Genomic DNA, 25,086 nt, shown 5'->3' with positions numbered 1-25,086 from the left:
ACATCGATTTGTGACCAGAAGTCTGCGGGGTCCGCAGCGACGCCGCATCCGGAGCCCCGGGAGGGTCAGGACCCGTTGCGGTGGGCGTCGATCGCGTCGTCGACGCTGGTGTAGATCCCGAACACCTTGGCGAGCCCGGTGATCTCGAAGATCTTGAGCAGACGCTCGCGGGTGCAGACGACATCGAGGCTGCCGTCGTGGGCGCGGACCCGCTTGAGCCCCCCGACGAGGACACCGAGGCCGGTCGAGTCGAGGAAGTCGACCTGCTCGACGTTGACGATGACACGGTGGTGGCCGCCCTCGATGAGGTCGGCCAGGGCCTCCCGCAGCCGCGGTGCCGTGTAGACGTCGATCTCGCCCGCGACGTCGACGACACGGAAGCCGTCGAGCGCTCGGGTCTCCAGCGACAGGTCCACGACGGCTGCTCCTGCACATCGGCGGGTGGGACAGACGACATTCAATCACGCGACCGGCGGCGCAAACGGCCTGCCGCGGGAACGCTGCGGGCCCGATGAGACCGGATCCGCTTGCCGTCCTTGGGAGACTTTGGATGTGCCCGATCCGATCGAGACCCTGCTGCGACTGCCGGGTGCCACGGACGGTCGTCTGCTGCACCTCGCTCGCGAGGATGCGCGCGACGCCGTCTATGCGCCGTGGCCGTCGTGGGTGAGCGACGCGCTGCGCGCGCGCTATCGCGCCGTAGGCGTCGAGACGCTGTGGGCACACCAGGCGGAGGCCGCCGAGCTGGCTCACGCCGGGCATCACGTGGTGGTCGCGACGGGGACCGCGTCGGGGAAGTCGGCGGCCTACCAGCTGCCGGCGCTGGCTGCTCTCGAGGCCGGGCGAGCGGCCGACCTCCGTCGGGGCAGGGGTCCGACTGTCCTGTATCTGGCGCCGACGAAGGCGTTGGCGCACGACCAGCTCCAGGGGCTGTGCCGCATCACCTCGGGGTGGGAGGAGGTCCGCGCCGCCGCGGTGGACGGAGACAACACCCGCGAGGAGCGGAAGTGGGCGCGGGACCACGCGAACTATGTCGTCACGAACCCCGACCTCCTGCACCGCACGCTGCTGCCCTCGCACGCGCGGTGGGCACGGTTCTTGTCCGGCCTCCAGTACGTCGTGGTCGACGAGTGCCACCACTATCGCGGCGTCTTCGGCTCGCACGTGTCGCACGTGCTGCGGCGGCTCCGCCGGATCGCGGCGCACTACGGCGCAAATCCCGTCGTCGTGCTGGCCTCGGCGACGGTGGCCGACCCGGCACGGTCGGCGTCGCGGCTTGCCGGGGCGCCGGTGCGGGCGGTGACCGACGACTCCGCCCCGCGCGGCGAGGTCGCGTACGCCCTGTGGGAGCCGCCGCTCGTGGAGTCTGCCGGCGGCGAGAACGGCGCGCCGGTGCGACGCCCCGCGACGGTCGAGGCGGCGGGGCTGCTCGCGGACCTCGTGGCCGCGGGCGTGCGCACCCTGGCCTTCGTCAGGTCGCGACGCGGCGCGGAGGCGGTCGCGATGTCGACGCGTCGGATGCTCGCCGAGGCGGATGCCGAGCTCGCCGAACGGGTCGCCACCTATCGCGGCGGCTACCTGCCTGAGGAGCGGAGGGCGATCGAGCGGGATCTCCGCAGCGGCGCCCTGCTGGGGCTCGCGAGCACCAACGCGCTCGAGCTGGGGATCGACATCGCGGGCTTGGACGCCGTGGTGACGACCGGCTTCCCCGGGACCCGAGCGGCGTTGCGGCAGCAGTTCGGGCGGGCGGGTCGTGACGGGTCTCGGGCAGCGGGCGTGTTCATCGCGAGGGACGACCCGCTCGACACGTATCTCGTGCACCACCCGGAGGCGCTGCTCGGGGCGCCGGTCGAAGGCACCGTCTTTGATCCGTCCAATCCGCACGTCATCGGCCCACACCTGGCTGCGGCCGCCCAGGAGCTGCCGCTGACGGTCGCCGACCTCGAGCTCTTCGGTGAGGGGGCAGCCGAAGGTGTCGACGCGCTCGCCGAGGCCGGGTGGCTCCGGCGTCGGCCGCAGGGGTGGTTCTGGACGCGCCGGGAGCGGGCCGCCGACCTCGTCGACATCAGATCGGTCGGTGGCCCCGCCGTCCAGATCGCCGACGACGCGACAGGGCGTGTGCTCGGCACGGTCGACGGTGGACGGGCCGACTCCACCGTCCACGAGGGCGCGGTCTACGTGCACCGGGGCGAGACCTACGTCGTCGAGCACTACGAGCCCGCCGACCAGATCGCTCTCGTCCGCCCGGACCGTCCCGACCACACCACCACGGCACGGTCGGTGACCGACATCGCGATCGTCGCCGAGCGGGCGGCGGTGCCGTGGGAGCGTGCCACGGTCGCCTTCGGTGACGTCGACGTCACCAGCCGAGTCGTCTCGTACGTGAAACGCCGGTCGGGATCGGCCCAGATCCTCGCCGAGATCCCCCTCGACCTCCCGGAGCACACGCTGCGGACGACCGCGGTCTGGTGGACGTTGCCCGGCCGCGTCGTCGAGAGCCTCGACCTCGACGCAGCCGACGTCCCCGGGGCGGCCCACGCCGCCGAGCATGCGTCGATCGGCCTGCTGCCGCTCCTCGCGACGTGCGACCGGTGGGACATCGGCGGCGTGTCGACCGCCCTGCACCCCGACACCGGCATGCTCACGGTCTTCGTCCACGACGGGATCCCGGGCGGGGCCGGCTTCGCCCGTCGCGGGTACGACATGGCTCGCACGTGGCTCGCGACGACACGTGACGCGATCGCCTCGTGCGCCTGCGACACAGGGTGCCCGTCGTGCGTGCAGTCGCCGAAGTGCGGGAACGGCAACAACCCCCTCTCCAAGCGGGGCGCCGTCGTGCTTCTCGACGCGCTTCTCGCCGGCGCACCCGGGCACGACGACGCGGCCCAGCCGGTCGGAGGCACACGCTCCGGGTGACCGGACGGCGCGGGATCCGGGTCGAACCCCCCGGATGCGGTTATCGTGGCGACACGATCGGAAGGTGGGGGACCGATGATCGCTGTCGGAGTGCTGCTGCTCGCGCTCGCCGTCTTGGTGGGCGTCGTCGTGACCATCGAGGCGACCGACCCCGTGAGGATGGACGTCCTCGGCTGGGACGTCGCGACGGACGGGATGGGCGTGTTCTGGGCCGGTGCGGCGACGATGCTCGTCGCGGTCGTCGGGCTCGCGCTGGTCGTCCGGGGAGCCCGCCGTGGCTACCGCGTGCGCAAGGAGAACCGGCAGCTCCGCAAGGAGCAGCGCAGCCGGGAGAAGGAACAGGCGCAGGGAAGCCCGCAGGGTCCCGCCGGAGTGCCTGGAGATCGCCCTGACGACAGCGCTGCCGCCCCACGGGATCAGGCGTACGACCCCGAGAGCGAGCGGGCCTACGACCCCGCGTACGACGCTCCAGCGGATCCGACGATGGCGGACCCGTACGAGACCCCGACGGCCGACGAAGGTCGCGTCGAGGCGCCGCACGAGAGCACTACCCAGGAGGGGTATCCGCCCGAGGACCCCCGTCACGGCCCTTCCGCTCCCCCGGGGCGGTAGTCCGACGGCGCGGCACGAGCGGTCCGGTGGACGGAGATCGACCGTCCCCACAGACGCGCCGACCGCTCGACGACGACGGTGGCCACCGCCTCCTCGACGGTGCAGCGGTGCAGGACCGTCAGATTGGCGGACGCGACGCGGCGCGCCGCCTCGCAGCCGTCGTCGCCACGGAGCACCGCCTGGCTCGCGGCCAGCGCGGCGAGGTCGGCGCTCGCGGTGACGTGGTGCTGCAGGCGCGCGACGGCGGCAACGTGGAGCGTCACGGCGCATGCCGTGGTGGCCACGACGGCGAGGACGGCGGCGTACACCGTCGCGGCCCCCCGCTCGGCCGGCTGCCGGTCCATCACGAGCCGTCCTCGTCGGCGCTCACCGCGGTCGCCTGCAGCGACAGCGCGAATCCCCTCACGATCGGGAGGTCGACCCGCGCCTCGTGAGCCACCGTCACCACGGTGGTCGACTCGCGGCCCTCGTCGATCTCGACGACCGATCCCTGAGGTGCCATGGCTCGGACACCCTCCCGGACGGCGTCCGAGTCGTCGCCTCGCGCCGCCATCCGTGCGCCCTCTCGCGCGGCATCGACCAGCCGCACCTGGGTGATCCCCATCGTCGTCGCCCACACCAGCGCGAACGCCAGGGCCACGAGGAAGGGCAGGATCATCGCCGTCTCCGCGGTGACCATCCCCTGGTCCTCGGTGTCTGCTCTGCCCAGCCGCACTCGTCGTCCTCCCTCTGTCGGCCAGGTGCGGGCCTGCGCCAGTCGCAGGCCCACACCTGGCTGCCTCACATGAACGGCAGGAGCTCGATGCCCTTCTCGAAGACGTTCTTGATGAAGTCGTTGAACCAGTCCGAGGTCGCGATGCTGTAGATGGCGCCGCCCACGGTGCATGCGCCGACCGTGCCGACGGCGTACTCCGAGGTGGTCATGCCCCGCTCGTCGGCACGGGCACGCAAGGTCTTCAGGAATGTCATGGGATCTCCTCAGTGGGTGTGTCACGGACGCGGACGCGATCTGGCCGCATCTTCAAGGTGGGTCCGCGACCTCTGCCAGGCCCGTGGCGGTGACCGGGGGACGCCGCCCGGCTGTGGACGCGGCATCGTGCAGCGGGGTCACAGCTGCAACGACGTGAAGGTCGACACGATCGTCGGCACGACCCCGAGGAGCAGGAACGCAGGCAGGAAGCACGCCCCCAGCGGCGCGGCCGTCCGGACGCCGACCGACCGCGCTCTCTCCAGCGCCTGGGCGGCGGCGGAGGCCCGGAGGTCGTCGGCGCTGCGGACGAGCGAGCGCCCGACCGGCGTGCCGCTGCGTGAGGCTCGGGCGAAGGCGCGGGCGAGCGGTGCCAGGACCGGATCGTCGACGAGCTCGCGCCAGACGGTCACCGGATCGGAGCCGATCTCGAGCCGTACCGCGACGCCCGCCAGCCGCTCGCCCAGTGGACCTCCGACCGCGCCGCCGACCAGCTCGAGCGCGTGGTTCGAGGGCCGTCCCGACTCGATGGCGGCAACCACGAGGTCCAGCGCCACGGGCAGCGCCGCGATCTCCGCCTCGCGTCGCCGGCGGACGGCCGCGGGCTCCAGCCGCCGGATCCACCAGGTGACGCCACCCCCTGTCACCGCCCCGGCGACGAGACCGAGCGTGCCCCCGACCACCAGGAGAACCGCGGCGGTCGCGAGCATCCCGGCGAACCAGGGAGCCGTCACCCATCCCGGGCGGACACGCGCGGAGGAACCGGCGTCGGTCTGAAGAGGCAACGCGCGCAGTCGCCCGGTCCGTGGGGTGTCGCAGGCCAGTGAGACCGCCCACCAGGCGAGGAGACCGGCGACCACGCTCATCGCGCGACACCGTCGGTGATCCGCTCGACCCACAGGACCCCGAGGGCTGCGAGTGCGACACCAGCCACGAGGCACCACGAGCCTGCGCCACCGCCGAGCAGGAAGGCCACCGGGTTGCCACCCAGGGCAGCGCCGAGCGCGAGGGCGAGCACTGGGAGGACGGCGAGGAGTCGAGCGGTCGCCCTGGGCGGCCCGAGCGTCGCGTCGACCTCCCTCACCAGGTCGTCGCGCGCGCGGAGGTCGTCGACGACACGATCGAGGACCGACGCCAGGCCACCGCCGGCGCGGGCGCTCACCGTCCACGCCGCCGCCACGTCGGCGAGGCCCTCGGCGCCGGGACGCTCCGCCGCCGTTCGGAACGCCGCGCCCGCGTCGCCACCCAGCCGCACGTGGGCGGCGACCGCCCGGAGAACCGGGTAGTCGCCGGCGACCCGTTCGATCGCCATTGCCGCCGGAAGTCCGGCGGCGAGCTCGGCTCCCAGAGCCTCACAGGCCGCGGTTGTCTCCGTATGGGTGGCCCGGCGATCGCGACGGGCTCGCGACCGGGCACGCAGACCCGCGACCAGCCACGCGATGCATCCGGCCACGACAACGACGGCAGGCGTGACACCGGTCGTCGCGAGGACGGCGACGGTCGCCGCCGCGACGAGGGCAGGTCGCGTCGCGGCAGCTCTCGCCGATGGCCGCTCAGGTGCGGAGACGGGCTGACGCCTGCTCGAGGTGACGGCTGCGGAGACGCGGCGGCTGCTCGCGGGCCCCCAGCCCAGCAGGACCGTCGCCGCCCCGAGGCACGCCGCCCCTGCGACGTCCCATCCCGCCACGGCCGTCACTCGATGCCCTCGAGACCGTCCGTCCGGAGCTCGCCGAGGTTGGGGAGGAGCTCCCTCAACCGGTCACGGCCGGGACCCTCCTCGACCCGCCCGTGACCGATCACGGTCAGTGCGGCCGTGCACTCGACCGTGCGGTCGGCCGTCGGCCGGAAGACGGCCACCTCGGCGACCCGTCGTCGACCGCCGCTGTCCCTGACGAGATGGACGACGAGGTCGAGCGCCGCCGCGAGCTGACTGTGGAGCGCGGCGCGAGGAAGCCCTGCCGCCATCGCCAACGCCTCGAGCCGTGCCGGCACGTCCCGCGACGTGTTGGCGTGGAGCGTCCCGCAGCCTCCCTCGTGACCGGTGTTGAGCGCGCCGAGGAGGTCGACCACCTCGGCGCCTCGCACCTCCCCGACGACGAGACGGTCCGGGCGCATCCGCAGTGCCTGGCGGACGAGGTCTCGGAGGACGACGCTCCCCGCGCCCTCGACGTTGGCCGGCCGTGATTCGAGCGCAACCACGTGGGGGTGGTCCGGCCGGAGCTCGCTCGCATCCTCCACGAGCACGAGGCGTTCGAGCGGGTCGACCGCACCGAGCATGGCCGACAGGAGCGTCGTCTTGCCCGTGCCGGTGCCGCCGGTGACGAGGAAGGCGGTCCGATGACGGACGACCGCGCGGAGCACCCGGCCCACGGCGGAGGCGAAGGCGCCCAGCTCGGCCAGCTCGTCGAGGGAGTAGGCGACGCGCGCGGGCACACGCAGCGACAGCGCGGTGCCTGGTCTGGCGAGGGGAGCGAGCACGGCGTGCAGACGCGTCCCGTCCGGGAGCCGTACGTCGACGAACGGCGAGGCGTCGTCCAGCCGACGCCCTGCGGCAGCAGCGAGCCGCTGGGCCAGCCGCCGCACCGCGTCGTCGTCCTCGAAGACGACGTCGGTGCGCTCGAGGCCCGCACCACGATCGACGTACACCGCCTCGGGGCCGTTCACGAGGACGTCGGTCACCCCGACGGTGCGCAAGAGGCCCTCGAGAGGTCCGGCACCCACCGTCTCCCGGTGAAGCGCGTCGACCACAGCGAGGACCGTCGTGTCACCGTGGACATGCCCTCCGACGCGCAGTGCCTCGGCCACGCGCTCCGGCGTAGGCCGCACACCGGCGGCGGCGATGCGGTCCCGCACCTCGACGACGAGACCTCGCTCCGGGGCCGTGGGCCCGATGTGCTCGCCCCCTGCCCGCGTCGGCCTCACGCGGCGATCTCCGGGCCGAGCGACGCCCAGACCGAACGGGCGGTGGCGCGGACCGATGAGTGGCGAGCGACCGGCCCCACTCCCTCCTCGACCGCCCGCCGGAAGCGGGGGTCCTCGCCGACTGTCGCGAGGAGGGGAAGATCGAGCGCGTCGGCGACGACGTCGGAGGGCAGTGCTCCACGGCGCCGTCGCACCACGACCCGGACGTCGGTCGCCCATGCCGACACGCGGCGCACGACGCCGGTCGCCGCACCGACCGCGCGAACATCGGCGGGGACGACGACCACCAGCACGGCAGCACGGGTCACGATCTCGGCAGCAGCGTCATCGAGGTGGCGGGGCAGGTCGACGACCACGAGGTCGTGCACCCGCCGCACCGCCGTGAGCACCGACCGGACGACCTCGTCGCGCGCCGGGTCGGTGAGTCCGCGCTCCCACGACAGGACGGCGAGCCCGCCCGAGCGGGGCAACGATCGACGCAAGGCCGCGCCGCTGAGCCGACCGTGGGTCGAGGCGAGGTCGCCCCACCGAAGGCCGGCGGCGTCCTCGTCACCGAGCAGCAGGTCGAGACCGCCTCCGAAGGGGTCACCGTCGACCAGGAGCACCTCCCCACCGTCGCCCCTGCGGTCAGCAGCGGCACACAGCGCGACGGCGGCCGCGAGCGACGAGGCACCTGCGCCACCGCACCCGCCGACGAACGCGAGCACGGGCGCATCACCGGCACCGCCGTCTGCCCGGTCGACGAGCACCTCGGCCAGCGTGTCGTCGTCGCGCGGGAGCACGAGCACCGCCTCGGCACCCACGGCGAGAGCGGTGCTCCAGGTGGCCGGCAGCGGATCGGCGACGGCGACCACCCAGACGTCCGGGCGTCGCTCGGGCGCCGGCGCCGCCCGGGGGCCGAGGACGTCGTCGCCGAGCACGACCACCGAGGCCGTGCTCCACAGCGACCGCGCGGCACCGAGCTCCCTGCAGACGACCGGCTCCACACCGGCTCCGGCGCACAGCCGGAGGACGGCGTCGAGGATCTGCTCGGAAGCGGTGACCAGCAGGGGTCGTGACGGCGCGGTGGCGTACGAGGCAGGCATGCCCCAAGGGTGTGTCCCGCCACCCGGTCACGGACGCACCGCTCGTCGGCCTGTGGACACCGCCGCCCTGGGGACGGGCGTTCTCGCCGCACCTTGTCTGGAGTTATTCGTCGGTGCTCGTCCCAACGGCTGTCTATGCTGATCGGGTGACCACGTCCGAGGCGACGCCCGTGCCCCGTGCGCGCACGCGCTCAGCGGCGTTCTTCGACCTCGACAAGACGATCATCGCCCGGTCGAGCACGCTCGCGTTCTCCAAGCACTTCTACGACTCCGGGCTCATCAACCGGCGATCGGCGCTACGCAGCGCCTACGCGCAGTTCGTCTTCGCACTCCAGGGGGCCGACCAGGCCCAGATGGAGAAGATGCGCGCCTATCTCACCCAGCTCGTCAAGGGGTGGGACGTCGAGACCGTGCGTCAGGTGGTCGCCGAGACGTTGCACACCGTCGTCGACCCGCTGGTCTACGCGGAGGCGGTCGAGCTGATCGGTGCTCACCACCAGGCGGGGCGCGACGTCGTGATCGTGTCCGCGTCCGGCTCGGAGGTGGTCGAGCCGATCGGCGCCCTGCTCGGTGCGGACCGCGTGATCGCGACCCGGCTGGTCGAGGAGGAAGGGCTCTACACCGGCGAGATCCGGATGTACGCCTACGGCGAGAACAAGGCCGTCGCCATCCGTGAGCTGGCCGAGGCCGAGGGCTACGACCTCAGCGACTCCTACGCCTACTCCGACTCCGAGACGGACATCCCCATGCTCGTCGAGGTCGGCCATCCCTCGGCGGTCAATCCCGACAAGGGTTTGCGCCGCGTCGCCGTCGAGGAGGGTTGGCCGATCCTCGAGTTCGCCGAGCCGGTGGCGCTGAAGACCCGTATCTCGCTCGACTCGACCGGCAGCAAGGTCGCTGCGGCCGGTCTGGCTGCCGCGGCCGTCTCCGCCGCGGCAGGAGTCGCTCTGCATCAGATCAAGAGGCGCCGGACCGACTGACGACCCGACCTGGTCGGATTCTGTCGCCCCGGAGGGGTAGCCGTAACCCGCTGAAGCGGGTACAAAGGAGACAGGAAAGCGGCAGACCGGATACTCGGTACCCACGCGGCGATCATCCCGTCCTAGAGGGAGACCGCTCACGGGAGAACCCATCGAGGCCCCGGAGTGGTGCTACGGAGTTCAGGACGCTTGGTAGCCGAGGTCAAGGCCAGCCGAAGACGCGCCATCTCAAGCAGATGGCGCGTCTGCTGTCTGCTGTCTGCTCCGGCCGTACGGCGCCGCGACGGGTCATCCCCGCCGTCGCGGACCCTTCGGGGGCTCGACCGGGGCAGCCTCCGCCCCGTCGGCGTAGGCCTGCGCGGCGTACAGCAGCCACCGGTGGACGCCGGCCGTGCCGCCTTCCTCGTACTCGCCCAGAAGCTTCGCGTATCCCGCTCCGGCCAGCCTGTGCCCCGCCTCCGGCACCGTCAGGCTGGCAGGGTCGACGCCCTTCGCAACGAGGACCAGCCGCTCCGCCGCCCGCGCGACGATCCTGTTGTCGGAGACGAAGGCACCGGCGGTCGCGATCTCGGCGTGGACCACCGCGGCGACGAGCAGCCCGGGCGCCTGGGTCGGCGCCACGACGGCCTGTGCGAGGGTCCCCAGACGGCGCGCGCCCTCGGGCGAGACCGGTCGACCCAGCTCGTCGTCGGCGACCCGGCCGCGGGCTACCAGCGCGTGCAGACGCGCGATCGCCTGCAGGGGCGCGGTGTTCCAGGTGGGCACCAGACCGAGAAGCTCGGTCGTCATCCGCGCCACCGCCAGAGCGAGCGGGTCCGCCTCGCCGGCCCGCAGCCCGTCGGGATCGTACGGCGCGCCCTCGATGGCGGCGCTCGACGCGGCACCGAGCAGGAGCGAGTCGGCCGTCATCTCGGGAGTGCTGCGGCGAAGGCCGCGGTCACGGAGCAGGGAGTCGATGCCGTCGCGGGTAGCGGCGAAGGCAGACGGCACACCGTCCATCGCGACCAGCGAGGAAAAGGGGTCAGGCACGCCCTGCAGAGTACCCGGACCGGCAGGAGCCACTTGGTAGCCTCGGCCTGTGGACAGGTCCTGGGAGCGCACGCGCGGGTTCGACGCGTACGCCAGCGACTACGCGCTCGCCCGGCCCTCCTATCCCGAGCGGGCGGTCCGGTGGCTCGTCGGAGAAACACCCGTACGCGTGCTCGAGGTCGGCGCCGGCTCCGGGCAGATGACGGGAGCACTTCTCCAGGCGGGTCACGAGGTGGTCGCGCTCGACCGCTCGTCGGAGATCCTGGGGCAGCTCGCCTCGCGCCTGGACGTGCCGGTGGTGCGCGGCGTCGCCGAACGGCTGCCCTTCCACGCCGGGGCGTTCGACGTCGTGGTCGCCGCCGAGTCGTTCCACTGGTTCGATCCGCTGCGCACCCTCCCGGAGCTCGCCCGCGTGCTGCGGACAGGCGGCCGGCTGTCGCTGGTCTGGAACACCCGGGACGAGTCCGTCCCGTGGGTCCGCCGACTCACCTCGATCATCGACGCCGAGCCCGACGACCTCGAGGAGATCACCGCGTCGCTGCCCCTGTCGGGCCTGTTCGGGCTGCCTGAGTCGTCCGAGTACGGCTTCTGGCAACAGCTCGACCTCGACGCGCTCCTGGCCCTCGTCGCGTCACGCTCGTCGATCGCCGCGCGCCGGGCGGCCGAGCGCGATCACATCCTCGCGCAGGTGGCCGGGCTGTACGAGAGCCACGCGAGCGGTCACAACGGCCTGCGGATGCGCTACGCGACGCGATGCTTCCGCGCCGAGGTCCACAAGGACGCGCTCAACCCCGGCACCGTGGCCCGCGAGCTCCGCGTCGACCTCGGCTGAGGGCCGCCGACACGTCTGCTGAGAGCGAACGCGGTCGATTCCGATGGCGCCGACTTGGGTCACCGGCCTAGCGTGAAGGGGTGACCACGTCGCTCGTCCCCGTCCAGCCCGCACCGGAGCCCACGCCGCTGCTGCGCCACGCGCTGGGTGACGCGCTGCGAGACGAGCGCCAGGCGCGGGGACGGACGCTCCGCGACGTGGCGAAGTCGTCGCAGGTCTCGCTGGCCTATCTCTCTGAGATCGAGCGTGGTCAGAAGGAAGCATCCTCGGAGATCATCGCCGCCGTGTCCACGGCTCTCGGGATCACCATGCTCGACCTGGTCGCCTCGGTGGCCCGCACGTACGCGGTGCACGAGGGCCACGGCGCGATGCGTGCCGCCGGCGGGCCGTGCCCGGTCGCGATCGCTGCCTGACCGGTGCACGCGGCGGGCTCAGGGGGGCGTGCCGCCGTCACGCCTGCCTCGCCCGGCTCGCGGGTACGGCAGGTGACCACGAAGTACGGCGGACACCCGCACTGGGAGTTCGACACGGTCCTCACCGTGACCGACGACCTGGGCAGCTGGTTGTTCATGCCCGCGGGCTCGCAGATGGTGCGTCCCGGACGGGTGATCGCGACCAGGGTCGCGAGCATCACCCTCGTGCCTCACACCGATCCGTACGTGGCGACGTTCCACGCCGTCGAGGACGACCCGACTCAGCTCCTCCGATGGAGGCTCTATGTCGACATGACGACGCCGGCCGTCTGGGAGCGCCCTGATCTGGTCACGATGCTCGACCTCGACCTGGACGTCGTGCAGACGGTCGACGGGACCGTCGAGCTGCTCGACGAGGACGAGCTCGCGGAGCACCGCGTGACCCTCGGCTATCCCGACGACGTGGTGGCCCTCGCCGAGCGGTCGGCCGCTGACGTCGTGCGGGCGGTGAGCGCCGGCACGGAGCCGTTCGGGACCCTCGGCCGGCGCCGACTGCGCGATGCCGTCCGCGCGTACGGGTAGGCGCTCAGGCCTGCGACCAGGCCCCGAGCTCGTTGCCGCTCGGGTCGAGGAAGTGGAACCGGCGGCCACCCGGGAACCCGTACGGCCCCTGGACGACACGCCCACCCGCGGCGGTGACGGCCTCGGCGCACGCCTCCAGGTCGTCGGCGTACAGCTGGACCAGCGTGCTGCCGCGCACCACCTCGTCAGCGAGCCGGAGACCACCCGCCTCGTGCCCCTCCGGCTCGGCGGGCGTGCGGAATCCGGCGTACTCGTCGCCGTACGGGACGATCTCCCACCCGAAGGCCTCGCGATAGAACGCGGAGGCCGCGGGCAGGTCGGTGACGGCGATCTCGACGTAGTCGACCGACAGCGGGATGAGGTGCTCATGAACAGGCATGGCGCCACGGTGCCATCGGGGTCGGACAAGTTCGTGTGACGCGAGCGGCGTGACGGCAGCGATCAGTACGCTGGAATGGTGCGCTTCCTCAACGATCTGCAGCCGACCGGCGATCTGACCTACAGCGACGTGTTCATGGTGCCGTCGCGCTCCGACGTGACCTCACGGTTCGACGTCGACCTCACGACTCCCGACGGCGTCGGCACGACGATCCCGATCGTCGCCTCCAACATGACGGCGGTCTCCGGTCGCCGAATGGCCGAGACCCTGGCGCGGCGGGGCGGGCTCGCCGTCATCCCGCAGGACATCCCGCTCGACGTCGTCGGGCGGTCGGTCGCCCAGGTCAAGGCCGCGCACCCCGTCTACGACACCCCGGTGTCGGTCTCGCCGGACACGACCGTCGGGGAGGCCCTCAGCCTCCTGAGCAAGCGGGCGCACGGCGCCGTCCTGGTGGTCGACGGCGACAAGCCTCTCGGCGTGGTCACCCACCACGACGGGGCGGAGGTCGACCGCTTCGCCCAGGTGCACGAGGTGATGAGCACCGACGTCCTCACGGTCCAGGCGTCCGACGAGCCGCGCGCGATCTTCGACGCTCTCAGCGAGCGCCACGTGTCGTACGCGCCGGTGCTCGACGGTGGCGACCTCGTCGGCGTGACGACCAAGAAGAGCGCGCTCCGCTCCACCCTCTACACCCCGGCGCTCGACCCGGAGGGCCGTCTCGAGGTCGGTGCCGCGATCGGGATCAACGGCGACGTCCGGAGCAAGGCCGCGGCGCTGCTGGCGATGGGCGTCGACGTGCTGGTCGTCGACACCGCCCACGGCCACCAGGACAAGATGCTGCGCGCCCTGCCGGAGGTCGTCGCCGAGCGGGACGCGTACGCCGACCAGACAGGGCGTCGCATCCCTGTCGTCGCCGGCAACGTGGTCTCCGCAGAGGGCACCCGTGACCTCGTCGCCGCCGGAGCCGACATCGTCAAGGTCGGGGTCGGTCCGGGCGCGATGTGCACGACGCGCATGATGACCGGAGTCGGCCGGCCGCAGTTCTCGGCGGTGCTGGAGTGCGCAGCCGCGGCCGCCGAGCTGGGCGCGCACGTCTGGGCCGACGGTGGCGTCCGCTACCCGCGCGACGTCGCCCTCGCCCTCGCCGCAGGCGGCTCGAGCGTGATGATCGGCTCCTGGCTCGCCGCCACGTACGAGAGCCCCGGCGACCTCCGCACCGGTTCCGACGGTCGCGACTACAAGGAGTCGTTCGGCATGGCGTCGGCCCGCGCCGTCTCCAACCGGACCCGCGACGCCGCCGGCTTCGAGCGGGCCCGCATGGCGTTGTTCGAGGAGGGCATCAGCACCTCGCGGATGTACGTCGACCCGGAGCGCCCAGGCGTCGAGGACCTCGTCGACGAGATCATCGCCGGTGTCCGCTCGTCGGCCACCTACGCCGGCGCCCGCACCATCGGGGAGTTCGCGGAGCGCGCCGTCGTGGGGCTGCAGAGCACCGCCGGGTACGAGGAGGGTCGCCCGCTGCACGTGAGCTGGTGACGCTCAGTCATCGCCGAGGCCTCGGGCCGCGAGCGCGTCACCGGTCTCCTGAGCACGGGCGACGACGCGGATGACGAACGGTGACAGGTACGCGCGCGGTCGACGCTCGAGCCCGCGCGCACGCGCGGCGTCGCGGGTCTCGACGGCGATCGCGATCGTCCCCGGGAGCGCCTGGATCGCGAGTCCCAGGGTCAGGGCGACGCGCTCGGGATCGGCTCCGAACCGCCGGAACGGCCGGATCCAGCCCACGACGGCGTCGAGCATCGCGTTGACGGGCGTCGTGGTCGTGAGCACGACCGCGGCGAGGGCGAGCGCGACGAGGTCCACCACCGTCTCGATCGCCCGGTCCGGTCCCTTCAGCCACCACTGGAACCCGGCGACGACGACCGCGATCAGCAGCACGCTGCGCGCCGCCCGCAGCACCGACCCGAGCGCGACCTGGGCGAGCACGGCCGCGGCCACCGCCAGCGCGAGGAACACCCACGACGCCGGCATGCTGCGTACGGCGACGACCGCGATGCTGAACGCCGCGAGCGCGCTCACCTTGGCTCCCACCGGCATCCGGTGCACGACGGAGTCGCCGGGCTGGTGAAGGCCGACGAGGACCTGAGTGCTCACCTCACCGCTCCCGACCGCGCCTCCACCGACGCGACGTAGTCGTCCACCGCGGCGTCGGCCGCACCGTCGTAGCGGAGGCGACCGTCCTCGATCACGAGCACGCGGTCACAACGCCGGGCGAGCGCGAGGTCGTGGGTGACCAGGAGCAGCTGCTGGTCGAGCCCCAGGAGGACATCGCCCACGGTGCGGGTGTTGGCGAGGTCGAGCAGCGTCGTCGGCTCGTCGGCGACGACGACCGCGGGCTGCACCGCCAGCACTCCCGCGAGGGCGAGCATCTGGCGCTGGCCGCCCGACAGCGCGTGCACGCTCGTGTCAGCGAGATCGGCCAGGCCGAAGGAGTCGAGGACCTCCAGCGCGCGGGCACGCCGTGCGGCAGCCCTCTTGACGTGCCTGCGCAGCGACAGCTCGACGTCCTCGACGCACGTCGGCATCACGACCTGTGCCGCCGGGTCGGTGAACACGAACCCGACGCGGCGGCGTACGCGGGAGGCGTCCCGCGCGACGTCCACCCCGTCGACCAGGACCCGACCGGTCGTGGCCGTCACCAGACCGTTCACGAGACGCGCAAGGGTGGACTTGCCGGACCCGTTGGCTCCGACGACGCCGATGCGGCGCTCGGTGAGCTCGAGCGTGATGGGCTCGAGCACGACCTTGGGGCCGTGCGGGGTGTCGACCGTGACGCCGGCGGCATCGAAGCTGAGCGTGGGCACGGTCAGGGGTGGAGCAGCTTGGGGAAGGCGCGGTGCACCTCGGCGGCGATGATGGCGACCAACGTCGTCTTGAGCAGGTCGCCGACCCAGAAGGGCGCGTCCCACGTGGCCGCGGTCCACAGCGAGACGTCCTGGTGGATCGCCATGCCGACGATGCCCATCGGGTGGATGACGAGGATGCTCGCAGCCATCGAGCAGCAGAACACCCACGCCGCGCGAGGCTTGCGTCGCGGGCCGGCGACGTAGGCCACCAGGAACCCGCCCAGTGCGGCGGCGAACGGGAAGCTGATCAGGTAGCCCGCGCTGACGCTGGTGAAGGCCCCGAGGCCGGCGCTGTGCTCGGCGAAGACGGGGAGCCCGATGGCACCGAGGGTGAGGTAGAGGGCCACGGCAGCGAACCCTCGGACGGGCCCGAGCAGACAACCCGTGAGCATCACGGCGAAGGTCTGGAGCGTGATCGGGACGCCGGCCGAGCCGACCGGGATCGCACCGATGTAGGCGCAGGCGGAGATGAGTGCGGCGAACGCCGCGATCAGGGCGAGGTCGGTGGTCGAGAACCTGCGGGAGCTCGCCCGCGCAGTCGGCGTGGCGTCGGGCGTGGTGTCTGGGGTGGCGTCGAGCGACATGAGCATCTCCTGAACGGTGTTCACCTGAACAGTGTTCAGGCTAGTCGATAGGGTGGGCTCATGGCCAACAGCCTCCAAGACGTCGTGGACGCGGCACTCACCGTGCTCGACACCCACGGTCTCGAGTTCCTCTCGATGCGACGGGTCGCGGCCGCCCTCGACGTCCAGCCCAGCGCGCTCTACCACCACGTCCCCAACAAGCAGACGCTGTTGGCGTTGATGGCGGACGAGATCCTCGCCCGAGGCCGGCGAGACGAGCCGGCGGGCAGCTGGGACGAGCGGGCGAAGGCGCTCTGCCACGAGTTCCGCAGCGCGATGCTGGCGGTCCGCGACGGCGCCGAGGTGGTCGCGACAGCGTCAGCGTTCGGCCTCGGTGCGCGCGAGCCCGAGGAGAGGCTCGTCGCGGCGCTCGAGGACTTCGACGACGACGTCGCCGTCTCGGGCGCGAGGACGATCATGCTCTTCGTGCTCGGGCATGCGTCAGCACGTCAGATGCACGAGCAGGCGAGCGCCACCGGGGCGATCGCGCGCGATGACTCGATCGGGTCGGCGGCGTCCTTCGACCTCGGGCTGGGACTGATCCTGTCCGGGCTCCGAAACGTGTCGCCCGTGGCGGCGCGAGCGCCCCGCCTCAGCGCATCATCTCGCTGAACGAGGACGTCGGCGTCGACACTCCCTGCGGGCCGACGACGATCTGGCTCGCCAGCCGGAACACCTCGATCAGAAGCCGGTCGAGGGTGTCCACGAGCGCCGCCTCGTTGGGCGTGCTGCTCCGGAACAGCTGGGTGTCGACGTTGCGGTGCGCCTCCACCCAACCGATCGAGGACCACGACTCTGCGACGGTCGTCGCGACGTCGCCGCGATAGTCGCTGGTGAGCCGCAGCCGAGACCCTGCTCGGTGACTGAAGATCACGATGCGCCGCATGGACGACGGGCCCTTGGTGGTGGCTTCATGAATGATCTGCCAACCGGGATACGCGGTCACTTTGCTCTCTTCTTCGTTTCTTGCGGTCGCCGAACCAACCGTCCTGTACCGCCCCCGTGCGCGTCATCCTAGCCCCTCCGAGCACGCGTACACACCCACTCCCCGCAGAATGATCTCCACCACAGTGGATTCGGCGAATCGTTGGTATTTCAGCCATGTGTCGACCGGCGACGACCTGCCGGCCCGTGAGACCGGTCACGCGCTGGGCCGGCCGGCAGCGAGTCCGATCCGCAGGTCGTACGGCGCCTGCCGCCGACCGCACGGACCACGCCGTTGATCGATCCGGCGCGGTCCCGCACCCCGTACAGCATGTGACCGGGGGCACAATGGTCGGCGGAACGTGCCGCCGAGACCTGAGGAAGTGCCGTGGGAGAGTCGCTGTCCAACCTGATGCAGGAGAACCGCCGTTTCGAGCCCCCCGCCGAGCTGGCAGCCGACGCCAACGTCACGGCCCAGACGTACGACCTCGCCGCCGAGGATCGCCTGGCGTTCTGGGCCGACGCGGCACGACGCCTGGACTGGGAGAAGCCGTTCACCGAGGTTCTCGACTGGTCCAACCCCCCGTTCGCGAAGTGGTTCGCCGACGGCACGCTCAACGCGTCGTACAACTGCGTCGACCGGCACGTCGAGGCCGGCCGCGGGGACAAGGTCGCCTTCCACTGGGTCGGCGAGCCCGAGGGTGACACGCGCACCCTCACGTACGCGGACCTCAAGGACGAGGTGAGCAAGGCCGCGAACGCGATCGAGGAGCTGGGCGTGGAGGCCGGCGACCGGGTCGCCATCTACATGCCGATGATCCCCGAGGCGGTCGTCGCCATGCTCGCCTGCGCGCGCATCGGCGCGGTGCACACGGTCGTGTTCGGCGGCTTCTCCGCCGACGCCCTCGCCAGCCGCGTGGTGGACTGCGGCGCCAAGCTCGTCATCACCGCGGACGGCGGCTACCGCCGTGGCGCCCCCTCCGCTCTCAAGCCGGCCGTCGACGAGGCGGTGGCCAAGGTGTCGGCGGAGCAGCCGGGACTCGTCGAGAACGTCCTCGTCGTCCGCCGCACCGGTCAGGACGTCGCATGGAACGGCGATCTCGACGTCTGGTGGCACGAGGCCGTCGACGCGTCGTCGACCGAGCACCGCCCCAAGGCCTTCCCCGCCGAGCACCCGCTCTACGTCATGTACACGTCGGGCACGACCGGCAAGCCGAAGGGCATCCTGCACACCACCGGGGGCTACCTCGCCCAGGCCGCATGGACGCACTGGGCGGTCTTCGACCTGAAGACCGAGACCGACGTCTACTGGTGCACCGCCGACATCGGCTGGGTCACCGGGCACAGCTACATCGTGTACGGCCCACTGGCCAACGGCGCGACGCAGGTGCTGTACGAGGGCACGCCGGAGACCCCGCACAAGGGCCGGTGGTGGGAGATCATCCAGGAGTACGGCGTCACCATCCTCTACACCGCCCCGACGGCGATCCGCACCTTCATGAAGTGGGGCGCCGAGATCCCTGCGGAGTTCGACCTCTCCTCGCTGCGCGTGCTCGGGTCGGTGGGCGAGCCGATCAACCCCGAGGCGTACGTCTGGTACCGCGAGACCATCGGAGGCGGCCGGACGCCCGTCGTCGACACGTGGTGGCAGACCGAGACCGGCGCGATCATGATCTCGCCGCTCCCGGGCGTCACCGCGGCGAAGCCCGGCTCGGCGATGCGACCGATCCCCGGCATCGCCGCCGACGTGGTGAACGACGACGCCGAGTCGGTCCCCAACGGCTCCGGCGGATACCTCGTGCTCACCGAGCCGTGGCCGTCGATGCTGCGCACCCTGTGGGGCGACGACCAGCGGTTCATCGACACGTACTGGTCGCGCTTCGCGAACCTGTACTTCGCCGGTGACGGGGCCAAGAAGGACGACGACGGAGACCTCTGGCTCCTCGGCCGGGTCGACGACGTGATGAACGTGTCCGGCCACCGGTTGTCGACCACCGAGATCGAGTCCGCGCTGGTGTCGCACCCGAAGGTCGCCGAGGCCGCCGTCGTCGGCGCCACGGACGACACCACGGGGCAGTCGGTCGTCGCGTTCGTGATCCTGCGCGAGTCCGCCGGAGACGGCGGCACCGAGATCGTCGCGGACCTGCGCGCCCACGTCGCGAAGGAGATCGGCGCGATCGCGAAGCCGAAGTCGATCATGGTCGTCGCCGAGCTGCCCAAGACGCGCTCGGGCAAGATCATGCGCCGACTCCTCCGCGACGTCGCGGAGAACCGTCAGGTCGGGGACGTCACCACCCTGGCCGACTCCGGCGTGATGGATCAGATCAAGACCGGGATGTCGTCGTCCTCGGAGGACTGAGCACACCGGCAGCACCGGGCGTCGTACGGGTCGGGCCGCTCCCGACCCGTACGACGTCGGTCGGGGAGCGGCGGGGCAATGCCCCGAAAACGCGCTGATCCCCTAGGCTCGACTCGACCGAACTGCCTACGAGGAGTCGTGATGTCTCAGCCTGGAGCCCCCGGATCCGTGGACGACGCCGAGCCCACCATCGGGAGGCTCGTCTCGGACATCAGCAGCGACCTCTCCACGTTGGTGCGGGGAGAGATCGCGCTGGCGAAGTCTGAGCTCCGGGTCAGCGCCAAGGCGGGCGGGGTCGGCGCAGGCCTCCTCGTCGCGGTCGGCGTCCTGCTGCTCTTCGTGATCACGATGCTCTCGATGGCAGGCGGGTTCTTCTTCGCATGGCTCTTCGACCGCGACATCCCGCTCGGCTTCACGTGGGGCTTCCTCGTGATGACCGGTGTGTGGCTCCTCGTCGTGCTCATCTTCGCGCTGGTCGGCATCCGGTTCCTCAAGAAGGTCAAGGCGCCCAAGCGCACGATCGCGACCGTGCAGGAGATCCCCTCCGCCCTCAAGGGAAAGACCGATCCCCGCATCACCATCGATCTCCCGGCGGCCACGCCGTCCCCCGCGGGGGCCGACGCCGCTGCGGCTGCTGCGGAGCGCTCGAGGTCCGGCAAGCGCGCTCGCTGACCCCGCGTGCACCTAGGGGCGCGCCTCAGGTCTCGAACGCACCACGAGACCGCTGACCACCGAGACCGCACCGGCGATCGCGAGCGCGGCCATCCAGACGGCGTACGAGCGCACCGCCTCGTCGTGGACCTGCTCCATCAGGGAGCGCCCGAACCCTGCGCCGGCGGCCACCTCGTCGACCACGCGGTCGCCCCCGGCGACGGCCAGGATCATCTCCACGGCGGCGATCGCGACGAGCCCTAACCCGAGCAGCACGAGCGCGCTGCCGCGACGCCGGGCAGCCGCGACCGCGCCCGCGAAGAGCAGGACCGCGGCGCCGCCCAGCGCCCACGACCACGGTGCCAGCTCGCGGAGGCGGTCGACGAGGTCACGCTGCTCAGGAGTGCCGACGGCGACCACGAGGTCGCTCGGTCCCTGCAGCTGGGTGCCGAGCCGTCGGTTCGCCGCGTCGACGACGAGGTCCACCATCGGGGAGAGATCGACACCGAGCCGACCCTCGAGCTCCGCCGGAGGCATGTCGGTCACGTTGAGGCGGTGCGACAGCGTGTTGACCTCGGTCCAGGCGGCGTCGAATCCGCTGAGCTCCGTCATGCCGTCCGCAACCCTGCGCACGACCCCGTCGGCGGCGCGACCCGCGACACCGTCGAGACCGGTGTCGCTGACCACGGCGTCGGCGACGGTGTCGGCCAGCGCCGTACGAAACTCCGGGTCGTCGCCCAGCGGGGCGACGAGGGACACGTAGCCGGACTCGTCGACGATGGTGCGCTCGAACCACAGACCCGGCGCGGCTCCCGCGACGGCGACCAGCGCGAGCAGACCCAGCAGGAACGACGCCACGGTGCGCATAGCCGCAGCCTAGAGCGCCCGGGGAGCGCCCGGCAGCGTCATGACGGGCGGCCCCCCGCCCTCAGGGAGAGTCGACGCGGTCGACGAGCCAGTTGGTCCCGTCGGTGTCTCGGCTCATCGTCACGCGGTAGGGCCCGGCCGTGGTCGGCACCTCGACCCTCACCCGCGTCTTCGACCCGGCCATTATACGAGGCTTGCCCTCCGGCTTGGCGGGATCGAGCGACGCCGGGTCCGTGAAGGACAGGACGGACATCGCCACAGCGGAGAGCTGAGGCCGGAGCTCGGAGGTCCACTGCGCGATCGGGACGTCAGGGCGGGCCCAGAGCGTGACGACGCGGGTGGCCGACTCCATGGCGAGCTCGTCGGCCTCCTTCGACCCGAGGCTGCCGGTCTCGACAGAGTGGGAAGGACCCCCGCCGGTGTCTGCACCGGCAGACTCGTCATCACCACTGCAGGCCGAGACGGTCAACATCGTGAGCACGGCTACTGCCGCCAGTCGGGTCTTCACAGATCTCCTTCGATTGCGGACAACGCCGAACATCTTCCACGCACCCACCCCCTGAAGCGAATACGTGACGCGCAGGGAGTGCTCAAGAGTGACGGACGCCACATCATCACGCACACGGTCCTGTGTCCAGTCCTCGGGTCGCGCGCACGCCCTTGCGGGCGGCCTCGCCGACCTGACCCGCCGTGAGAGCGTAGCCGGTCGACGAGTCCGAGATCGACGCGGCAAAGATCACGCCCAGCACGCGACCGTCCTCGGAGATCATCGGGCCCCCGGAGTTGCCTGACCGGACCAGGCCGCGCAGGGAGTAGACCTCTCGCACGACCTGCGCGGACCCGTAGATGTCGGGACTGCGCAACCGCTGCTCGGACCGGATCCGCGCCGCGCGAGCGTCGAACGGACCGTTCTCGGGGAAGCCGAGGACCGCGGCGCTCTGTCCCTGCCGCGCGTCCTCGTCGAACGGGATCGCCGGCGCTCTCAGCCCTCGTGCGCGAAGCACGGCGACGTCGAGGCTCGGGTCGTAGTAGACGACGTCGGCGTCGTAGGTCTTGTCGCCCACCGTGACCGCGGGATCGTCGACCCCGGCGACCACGTGGGCGTTGGTCATCACGCGCTCCTTGGCGTACACGAACCCGGAGCCCTCGAGCCCGCGGTTGCACTCCGCACGACCGGTGACCCGGGCGACGCTGCGACGAGCGGACTGGACCTCCGGACGCTGCAGGACCGCGGGGTCAGGGGCTGCCGCGGGCTTGATCGTCTCCGGGGCGAACGGCTCGAGATAGCGCGGGAACAGCGTGGCGTCGACGACGCTGTCGAAGGAGTGCAGCGCCGTACGGACGCCCTGCGGCATCACGGAGTCCACCTTGCCGAGCACCTGCGACCCGCGGACCGCAGTTGAGGCCCCCGGGATCTGCGAGCCCGAGACCGCGTAGCCGAGGGCCCAGCACACGACCAGGCACGCGACCGCACTCAGTGCCACGCCGCCGGCCGCGTCCAGCGCCCGGGCCGGAGGATGCGTCATGCGGCCGCGCAGGCGCGTGCCGACCTGCGAGCCGATCGCCTGGCCGGCGGAGGCCAGGACCAGCACGAGGATCACGGCCACGAGTGAACGCACAGTCCCGTGCTCCAGCCGGGTCAGCAGCAGCGGCGACACCACCAGCCCGACCACACCACCGGCGATGAGACCCACCATCGCGACGGCACCGGCGACGAATCCACGAAGGTAGCCGAGGACGGCGTACGAGACGACGATCAGCAGGACGACGGCGTCGACGGGATTCATCGACGCCGTCCACGTGCCGCGTCGGTCTCGATCTCCTCGACCAACGGGTCGCGGGCTGTGCCGGGATAGGGGACGACGCGGCCGGCGTCCCACGGGCGCTCCCAGCCGACGGCGCCGAACAGCCGCGAGACGATCCCTGCGGTGAATCCCCAGAGCGTGAGCCCGCCGTTGACCGCGAACCCGGGACCCACCCAACCGGAGGGGTGGGAGACGGAGAAGCGGTTGACCGGGTCGGTCAGCTCGGCGACAGGGCTCCGGAAGACGGACTCGACCTCCACCGGGTCGACAGGCCGCACGGGACACGGGCGACGCCACCAGCCCAGCACGGGCGTGACGGCGAAGTTGCTCGGCGGCAGCCACAGGCGCGGCAGGGTCGCGAAGACGTCGACGCCGTCGGGGTCGAGCCCGACCTCCTCCTCGGCCTCGCGGAGAGCGGTGGCGACCGGACCGGCGTCCTCGGGGTCGGTTGCGCCGCCCGGGAACGCGATCTGGCCGGCGTGCGACCGCATCGAGTGCGCGCGCTCGGTGAGCAGCAGGTCGGGACCGGACTCTCCCTCACCGAAGAGCACGAGCACGGCCGCCGGACGGGCCTTCGGCGGCGCCTCCGGCATCGAGGGCGACAGGAAGCGCGGGCTGTCGATGCTCCGCCCGACCTCGGCGAGGGGCCGCAGCCAGTCGGGCAGGGCGTCGTCGTCGACCAGCTCACGGGCGTACGTCATGGGTTCTCCTCATGCCACGTCGACGCCGAGGTGCTCCCGGACGAGCGATCGCAGCTGATCGTACGACGTGATCGGCGTCCGTTCGGTGGCGACGACGACTCCGGCGGCGTCGACGAAGACCGTCTGCGGCAGGCCGACGACACCGAGGCCCTTCGCGACCGACTGGTCGGGGTCGGAGACGAGCGGATAGGTGACCCCTGAATCCTTGGCGAGGCGCAGGGCGGCCTCCGGATCAGGGTCGCGGTAGTCGATGCCGAGCACGGCCACGGAGCCGTCCGCCTCGTCGTGAAGCCGCGCCAGGTAGGGCAGCTCCTCGCGACAGGGGCCGCACCAGGTCGCCCAGACGTTGACGACGGTCGGTCGTGCCGGCAGGCCGGGGAGGCTCACAGGCGCGCCGCCGCCCAGACAGTCGAGAATTACACCCGGCAGACCGCCCTCGACGGCCCCTCGGCGACTCGTACGGGGACACGCCTCGATCCCTGCGTCGGCCTTCAGCGCACGCAGGGTGGGGGTGTCGACCACGCTCGCCCCGATGTCGTCGGAGGTCTGGGCGCCGTCGTCGGCAGGTCGGAGGTCGTCTCCGCCGCAGGCTGTCAGGGCGAGCAGCGCCGCCACCGTCGCGAGCGCCGCCGCCGACCGCGGGGAGCGTACGCACGCGGAGCGCACGCGACGACGCCGCGCCACGGTCGTACCCCTCATGCACGCCCCTCGGTCCGGAGAAGCTTGGCAGCCACCTCCGGGTCGGTCGGCCCCTCGCCGAACGACGGGCACCAGCGCGCGATCGAGCAGGCACCGCACGCCGGCTTGGCGGCATGGCAGCAGCGCCGCCCGTGCCAGATCAGTCGCTGACTCGCCATCGTCCAGTCCTTCTTGGCGATCAGCCGGTCGAGGACCATCTCGGCGCGGACGGGATCCTTGAGCGCGGCCGCGTCGAGGAGCCCCAGCCGGCGCCCGACGCGCTGGACGTGCGTGTCGACCGGGAATCCGGGGATGCCGAAGCCGTTGCCGAGGACGACGTTGGCCGTCTTGCGACCGACACCGGGCAACGTCGTGAGGTCGTCCATCCGTGGCGGCACCTCGCCGCCGAAGCGGTCGACCAGCGCAGTCGCGAGGGCGATGATGCGCTCGGACTTGGCGCGGAAGAAGCCGGTCGGCTTGATGATCTCCTCGACGTCGGCGCGATCGGCCTCGGCGAGGGCCCGCGCGTCGGGATAACGACCGAACAGCGCAGGGCGTACGGAGTTGACGCGCCGGTCGGTCGTCTGCGCCGAGAGCACCGTGACGACGAGGAGCTGGAAGGGGTCGTCGAAGTCGAGCTCGATGTCGGCGTCGGGATAGGTCTCGGCGAGCACGCGGTCGATCTTGCGTGCGCGGCGGACGTCGGACGTCGCGGGCGCAGGAACCTCGGGGAGCTTGGCCTTGGCGCTGCGGCGGGCCGCGGCAGGCCCTGCGGTGGTCTTCGGCACGGTGCCAGCGTACGGTGCGAGGGCGACACGTATGACCGTGTCGGTGGCGCCGAGTTGTCCGAATGAG

At 71.9% G+C, this 25,086-nt stretch carries 30 protein-coding genes; 10 read left to right on the top strand and 20 right to left on the bottom strand.

Features of this window, described 5'->3' with window-relative positions; genetic code table 11:
* Window positions 1-65: 65 nt before the first annotated feature.
* Entirely contained in the window at window positions 66-416 is a 351-nt protein-coding gene (locus KV100_RS11370; RefSeq protein ID WP_220343165.1) for an STAS domain-containing protein, read from the bottom strand.
* 136 nt (window positions 417-552) lie between these two features.
* Here KV100_RS11370 and KV100_RS11365 point away from each other — a divergent pair, with 136 nt between their 5' ends.
* Window positions 553-2,916: a DEAD/DEAH box helicase gene (locus tag KV100_RS11365; protein ID WP_301021794.1), complete on the top strand. Its 2,364-nt coding sequence runs from the start codon at window positions 553-555 to the stop codon at window positions 2,914-2,916.
* Window positions 2,917-2,991: 75 nt separating this feature from the next.
* Window positions 2,992-3,528 (top strand): hypothetical protein, encoded by a 537-nt coding sequence (locus tag KV100_RS11360; protein ID WP_220343163.1) that lies wholly within the window; start codon window positions 2,992-2,994, stop codon window positions 3,526-3,528.
* Here the strand turns inward: KV100_RS11360 and KV100_RS11355 are convergent.
* The 7 genes from KV100_RS11355 to ssd form a co-directional block, all read right to left on the bottom strand.
* The gene (locus tag KV100_RS11355) at window positions 3,498-3,872 is read right to left on the bottom strand and encodes an Rv3654c family TadE-like protein (RefSeq protein ID WP_220343162.1); all 375 of its coding nucleotides are present in this window, start codon (window positions 3,870-3,872) and stop codon (window positions 3,498-3,500) included. The genes KV100_RS11360 and KV100_RS11355 overlap by 31 nt on opposite strands.
* Window positions 3,872-4,207: a TadE/TadG family type IV pilus assembly protein gene (locus KV100_RS11350; protein ID WP_220343161.1), complete on the bottom strand. Its 336-nt coding sequence runs from the start codon at window positions 4,205-4,207 to the stop codon at window positions 3,872-3,874. The genes KV100_RS11355 and KV100_RS11350 overlap by 1 nt, the downstream gene beginning before the upstream one ends.
* 101 nt (window positions 4,208-4,308) lie before the next feature.
* The gene (locus tag KV100_RS11345) at window positions 4,309-4,497 is read right to left on the bottom strand and encodes a DUF4244 domain-containing protein (protein WP_220343160.1); all 189 of its coding nucleotides are present in this window, start codon (window positions 4,495-4,497) and stop codon (window positions 4,309-4,311) included.
* 138 nt (window positions 4,498-4,635) lie between these two features.
* On the bottom strand, window positions 4,636-5,361 hold the full coding sequence (locus KV100_RS11340; RefSeq protein WP_220343159.1) for a type II secretion system F family protein: 726 nt from the start codon (window positions 5,359-5,361) through the stop codon (window positions 4,636-4,638).
* Complete coding sequence (locus tag KV100_RS20175; RefSeq protein ID WP_220343158.1) at window positions 5,358-6,182, bottom strand: type II secretion system F family protein; 825 nt, start codon at window positions 6,180-6,182, stop codon at window positions 5,358-5,360. Before KV100_RS20175 ends, KV100_RS11340 begins: the two co-directional genes overlap by 4 nt.
* 5 nt (window positions 6,183-6,187) lie before the next feature.
* Window positions 6,188-7,387: a TadA family conjugal transfer-associated ATPase gene (locus tag KV100_RS11330; protein ID WP_220343724.1), complete on the bottom strand. Its 1,200-nt coding sequence runs from the start codon at window positions 7,385-7,387 to the stop codon at window positions 6,188-6,190.
* 26 nt (window positions 7,388-7,413) lie between these two features.
* The gene (gene ssd / locus KV100_RS11325; protein WP_220343157.1) at window positions 7,414-8,502 is read right to left on the bottom strand and encodes a septum site-determining protein Ssd; all 1,089 of its coding nucleotides are present in this window, start codon (window positions 8,500-8,502) and stop codon (window positions 7,414-7,416) included.
* A 146-nt stretch (window positions 8,503-8,648) separates the two neighbouring features.
* Between ssd and KV100_RS11320 the strand changes: the two genes are divergently transcribed.
* Window positions 8,649-9,482 (top strand): HAD family phosphatase, encoded by an 834-nt coding sequence (locus tag KV100_RS11320; protein ID WP_301021798.1) that lies wholly within the window; start codon window positions 8,649-8,651, stop codon window positions 9,480-9,482.
* A 288-nt stretch (window positions 9,483-9,770) separates the two neighbouring features.
* Here the strand turns inward: KV100_RS11320 and KV100_RS11315 are convergent, their stop codons facing one another.
* Window positions 9,771-10,511, bottom strand: a complete 741-nt coding sequence (locus KV100_RS11315) for an oxidoreductase (protein ID WP_301021799.1) — start codon at window positions 10,509-10,511, stop codon at window positions 9,771-9,773.
* Window positions 10,512-10,560: 49 nt separating this feature from the next.
* Between KV100_RS11315 and KV100_RS11310 the strand changes: the two genes are divergently transcribed.
* From KV100_RS11310 to KV100_RS11300, 3 genes are all read left to right on the top strand, one after another.
* Entirely contained in the window at window positions 10,561-11,343 is a 783-nt protein-coding gene (locus KV100_RS11310; RefSeq protein ID WP_220343155.1) for a class I SAM-dependent methyltransferase, read from the top strand.
* 80 nt (window positions 11,344-11,423) lie between these two features.
* On the top strand, window positions 11,424-11,756 hold the full coding sequence (locus KV100_RS11305) for a helix-turn-helix domain-containing protein (protein WP_374106995.1): 333 nt from the start codon (window positions 11,424-11,426) through the stop codon (window positions 11,754-11,756).
* Window positions 11,757-11,828: 72 nt separating this feature from the next.
* Window positions 11,829-12,338: a DUF402 domain-containing protein gene (locus KV100_RS11300; RefSeq protein WP_220343154.1), complete on the top strand. Its 510-nt coding sequence runs from the start codon at window positions 11,829-11,831 to the stop codon at window positions 12,336-12,338.
* Window positions 12,339-12,342: 4 nt separating this feature from the next.
* Here KV100_RS11300 and KV100_RS11295 read toward each other — a convergent pair whose 3' ends face one another.
* Window positions 12,343-12,717: a VOC family protein gene (locus KV100_RS11295; protein WP_220343153.1), complete on the bottom strand. Its 375-nt coding sequence runs from the start codon at window positions 12,715-12,717 to the stop codon at window positions 12,343-12,345.
* A gap of 75 nt (window positions 12,718-12,792) precedes the next feature.
* On the opposite strand from KV100_RS11295, the gene KV100_RS11290 reads away from it, so the two are divergent.
* Window positions 12,793-14,253 carry a GuaB1 family IMP dehydrogenase-related protein gene (locus KV100_RS11290; protein ID WP_220343152.1) on the top strand — a complete coding sequence of 487 codons (1,461 nt, stop codon included), beginning with the start codon at window positions 12,793-12,795 and terminating at the stop codon, window positions 14,251-14,253.
* A 3-nt stretch (window positions 14,254-14,256) separates the two neighbouring features.
* Here the strand turns inward: KV100_RS11290 and KV100_RS11285 are convergent, their stop codons facing one another.
* From KV100_RS11285 to KV100_RS11275, 3 genes are read right to left on the bottom strand one after another with little or no spacing between them, the layout of a single operon-like run.
* Window positions 14,257-14,871, bottom strand: coding sequence for a CbiQ family ECF transporter T component (locus tag KV100_RS11285; RefSeq protein WP_308291418.1), 615 nt, complete (start codon window positions 14,869-14,871; stop codon window positions 14,257-14,259).
* Entirely contained in the window at window positions 14,868-15,581 is a 714-nt protein-coding gene (locus tag KV100_RS11280; RefSeq protein ID WP_220343151.1) for an energy-coupling factor ABC transporter ATP-binding protein, read from the bottom strand. The genes KV100_RS11285 and KV100_RS11280 overlap by 4 nt, the downstream gene beginning before the upstream one ends.
* A gap of 2 nt (window positions 15,582-15,583) precedes the next feature.
* A complete protein-coding gene (locus KV100_RS11275; RefSeq protein ID WP_308291417.1) occupies window positions 15,584-16,231 on the bottom strand; it encodes a biotin transporter BioY in 648 nt (215 codons plus the stop codon).
* Window positions 16,232-16,267: 36 nt separating this feature from the next.
* Between KV100_RS11275 and KV100_RS11270 the strand changes: the two genes are divergently transcribed.
* A complete protein-coding gene (locus tag KV100_RS11270; protein WP_220343150.1) occupies window positions 16,268-16,858 on the top strand; it encodes a TetR/AcrR family transcriptional regulator C-terminal domain-containing protein in 591 nt (196 codons plus the stop codon).
* On the opposite strand, the gene KV100_RS11265 is transcribed toward KV100_RS11270, so the two are convergent.
* Window positions 16,839-17,192: a hypothetical protein gene (locus KV100_RS11265; RefSeq protein WP_220343149.1), complete on the bottom strand. Its 354-nt coding sequence runs from the start codon at window positions 17,190-17,192 to the stop codon at window positions 16,839-16,841. The genes KV100_RS11270 and KV100_RS11265 overlap by 20 nt on opposite strands.
* Window positions 17,193-17,582: 390 nt before the next feature.
* Between KV100_RS11265 and acs the strand changes: the two genes are divergently transcribed.
* Both acs and KV100_RS11255 read left to right on the top strand, forming a co-directional pair.
* Window positions 17,583-19,529 carry an acetate--CoA ligase gene (acs, locus tag KV100_RS11260; protein ID WP_220343719.1) on the top strand — a complete coding sequence of 649 codons (1,947 nt, stop codon included), beginning with the start codon at window positions 17,583-17,585 and terminating at the stop codon, window positions 19,527-19,529.
* Window positions 19,530-19,670: 141 nt separating this feature from the next.
* Window positions 19,671-20,201 (top strand): phage holin family protein, encoded by a 531-nt coding sequence (locus KV100_RS11255; protein ID WP_220343148.1) that lies wholly within the window; start codon window positions 19,671-19,673, stop codon window positions 20,199-20,201.
* 12 nt (window positions 20,202-20,213) lie between these two features.
* Here the strand turns inward: KV100_RS11255 and KV100_RS11250 are convergent, their stop codons facing one another.
* From KV100_RS11250 to nth, 6 genes are all read right to left on the bottom strand, one after another.
* Complete coding sequence (locus tag KV100_RS11250; RefSeq protein WP_220343147.1) at window positions 20,214-21,047, bottom strand: hypothetical protein; 834 nt, start codon at window positions 21,045-21,047, stop codon at window positions 20,214-20,216.
* A gap of 61 nt (window positions 21,048-21,108) precedes the next feature.
* Window positions 21,109-21,555, bottom strand: coding sequence for a hypothetical protein (locus KV100_RS11245; RefSeq protein ID WP_220343146.1), 447 nt, complete (start codon window positions 21,553-21,555; stop codon window positions 21,109-21,111).
* 106 nt (window positions 21,556-21,661) lie between these two features.
* On the bottom strand, window positions 21,662-22,834 hold the full coding sequence (locus KV100_RS11240; RefSeq protein WP_220343145.1) for a MarP family serine protease: 1,173 nt from the start codon (window positions 22,832-22,834) through the stop codon (window positions 21,662-21,664).
* The gene (locus tag KV100_RS11235) at window positions 22,831-23,553 is read right to left on the bottom strand and encodes a CoA pyrophosphatase (protein WP_220343144.1); all 723 of its coding nucleotides are present in this window, start codon (window positions 23,551-23,553) and stop codon (window positions 22,831-22,833) included. The genes KV100_RS11240 and KV100_RS11235 overlap by 4 nt, the downstream gene beginning before the upstream one ends.
* A 9-nt stretch (window positions 23,554-23,562) precedes the next feature.
* Window positions 23,563-24,252, bottom strand: coding sequence for a TlpA disulfide reductase family protein (locus tag KV100_RS11230; RefSeq protein WP_220343143.1), 690 nt, complete (start codon window positions 24,250-24,252; stop codon window positions 23,563-23,565).
* Window positions 24,249-25,019: an endonuclease III gene (gene nth, locus KV100_RS11225; RefSeq protein ID WP_220343142.1), complete on the bottom strand. Its 771-nt coding sequence runs from the start codon at window positions 25,017-25,019 to the stop codon at window positions 24,249-24,251. Before nth ends, KV100_RS11230 begins: the two co-directional genes overlap by 4 nt.
* Window positions 25,020-25,086 lie beyond the last annotated feature (67 nt).

It is taken from the genome of Mumia sp. zg.B21 (assembly GCF_019550855.1).
In the GTDB taxonomy this organism is placed as follows: Bacteria; Actinomycetota; Actinomycetes; order Propionibacteriales; family Nocardioidaceae; genus Mumia.
Note: the sequence above shows the minus strand (reverse complement) of the source record. Positions and strands in the feature narration are given on the sequence as shown.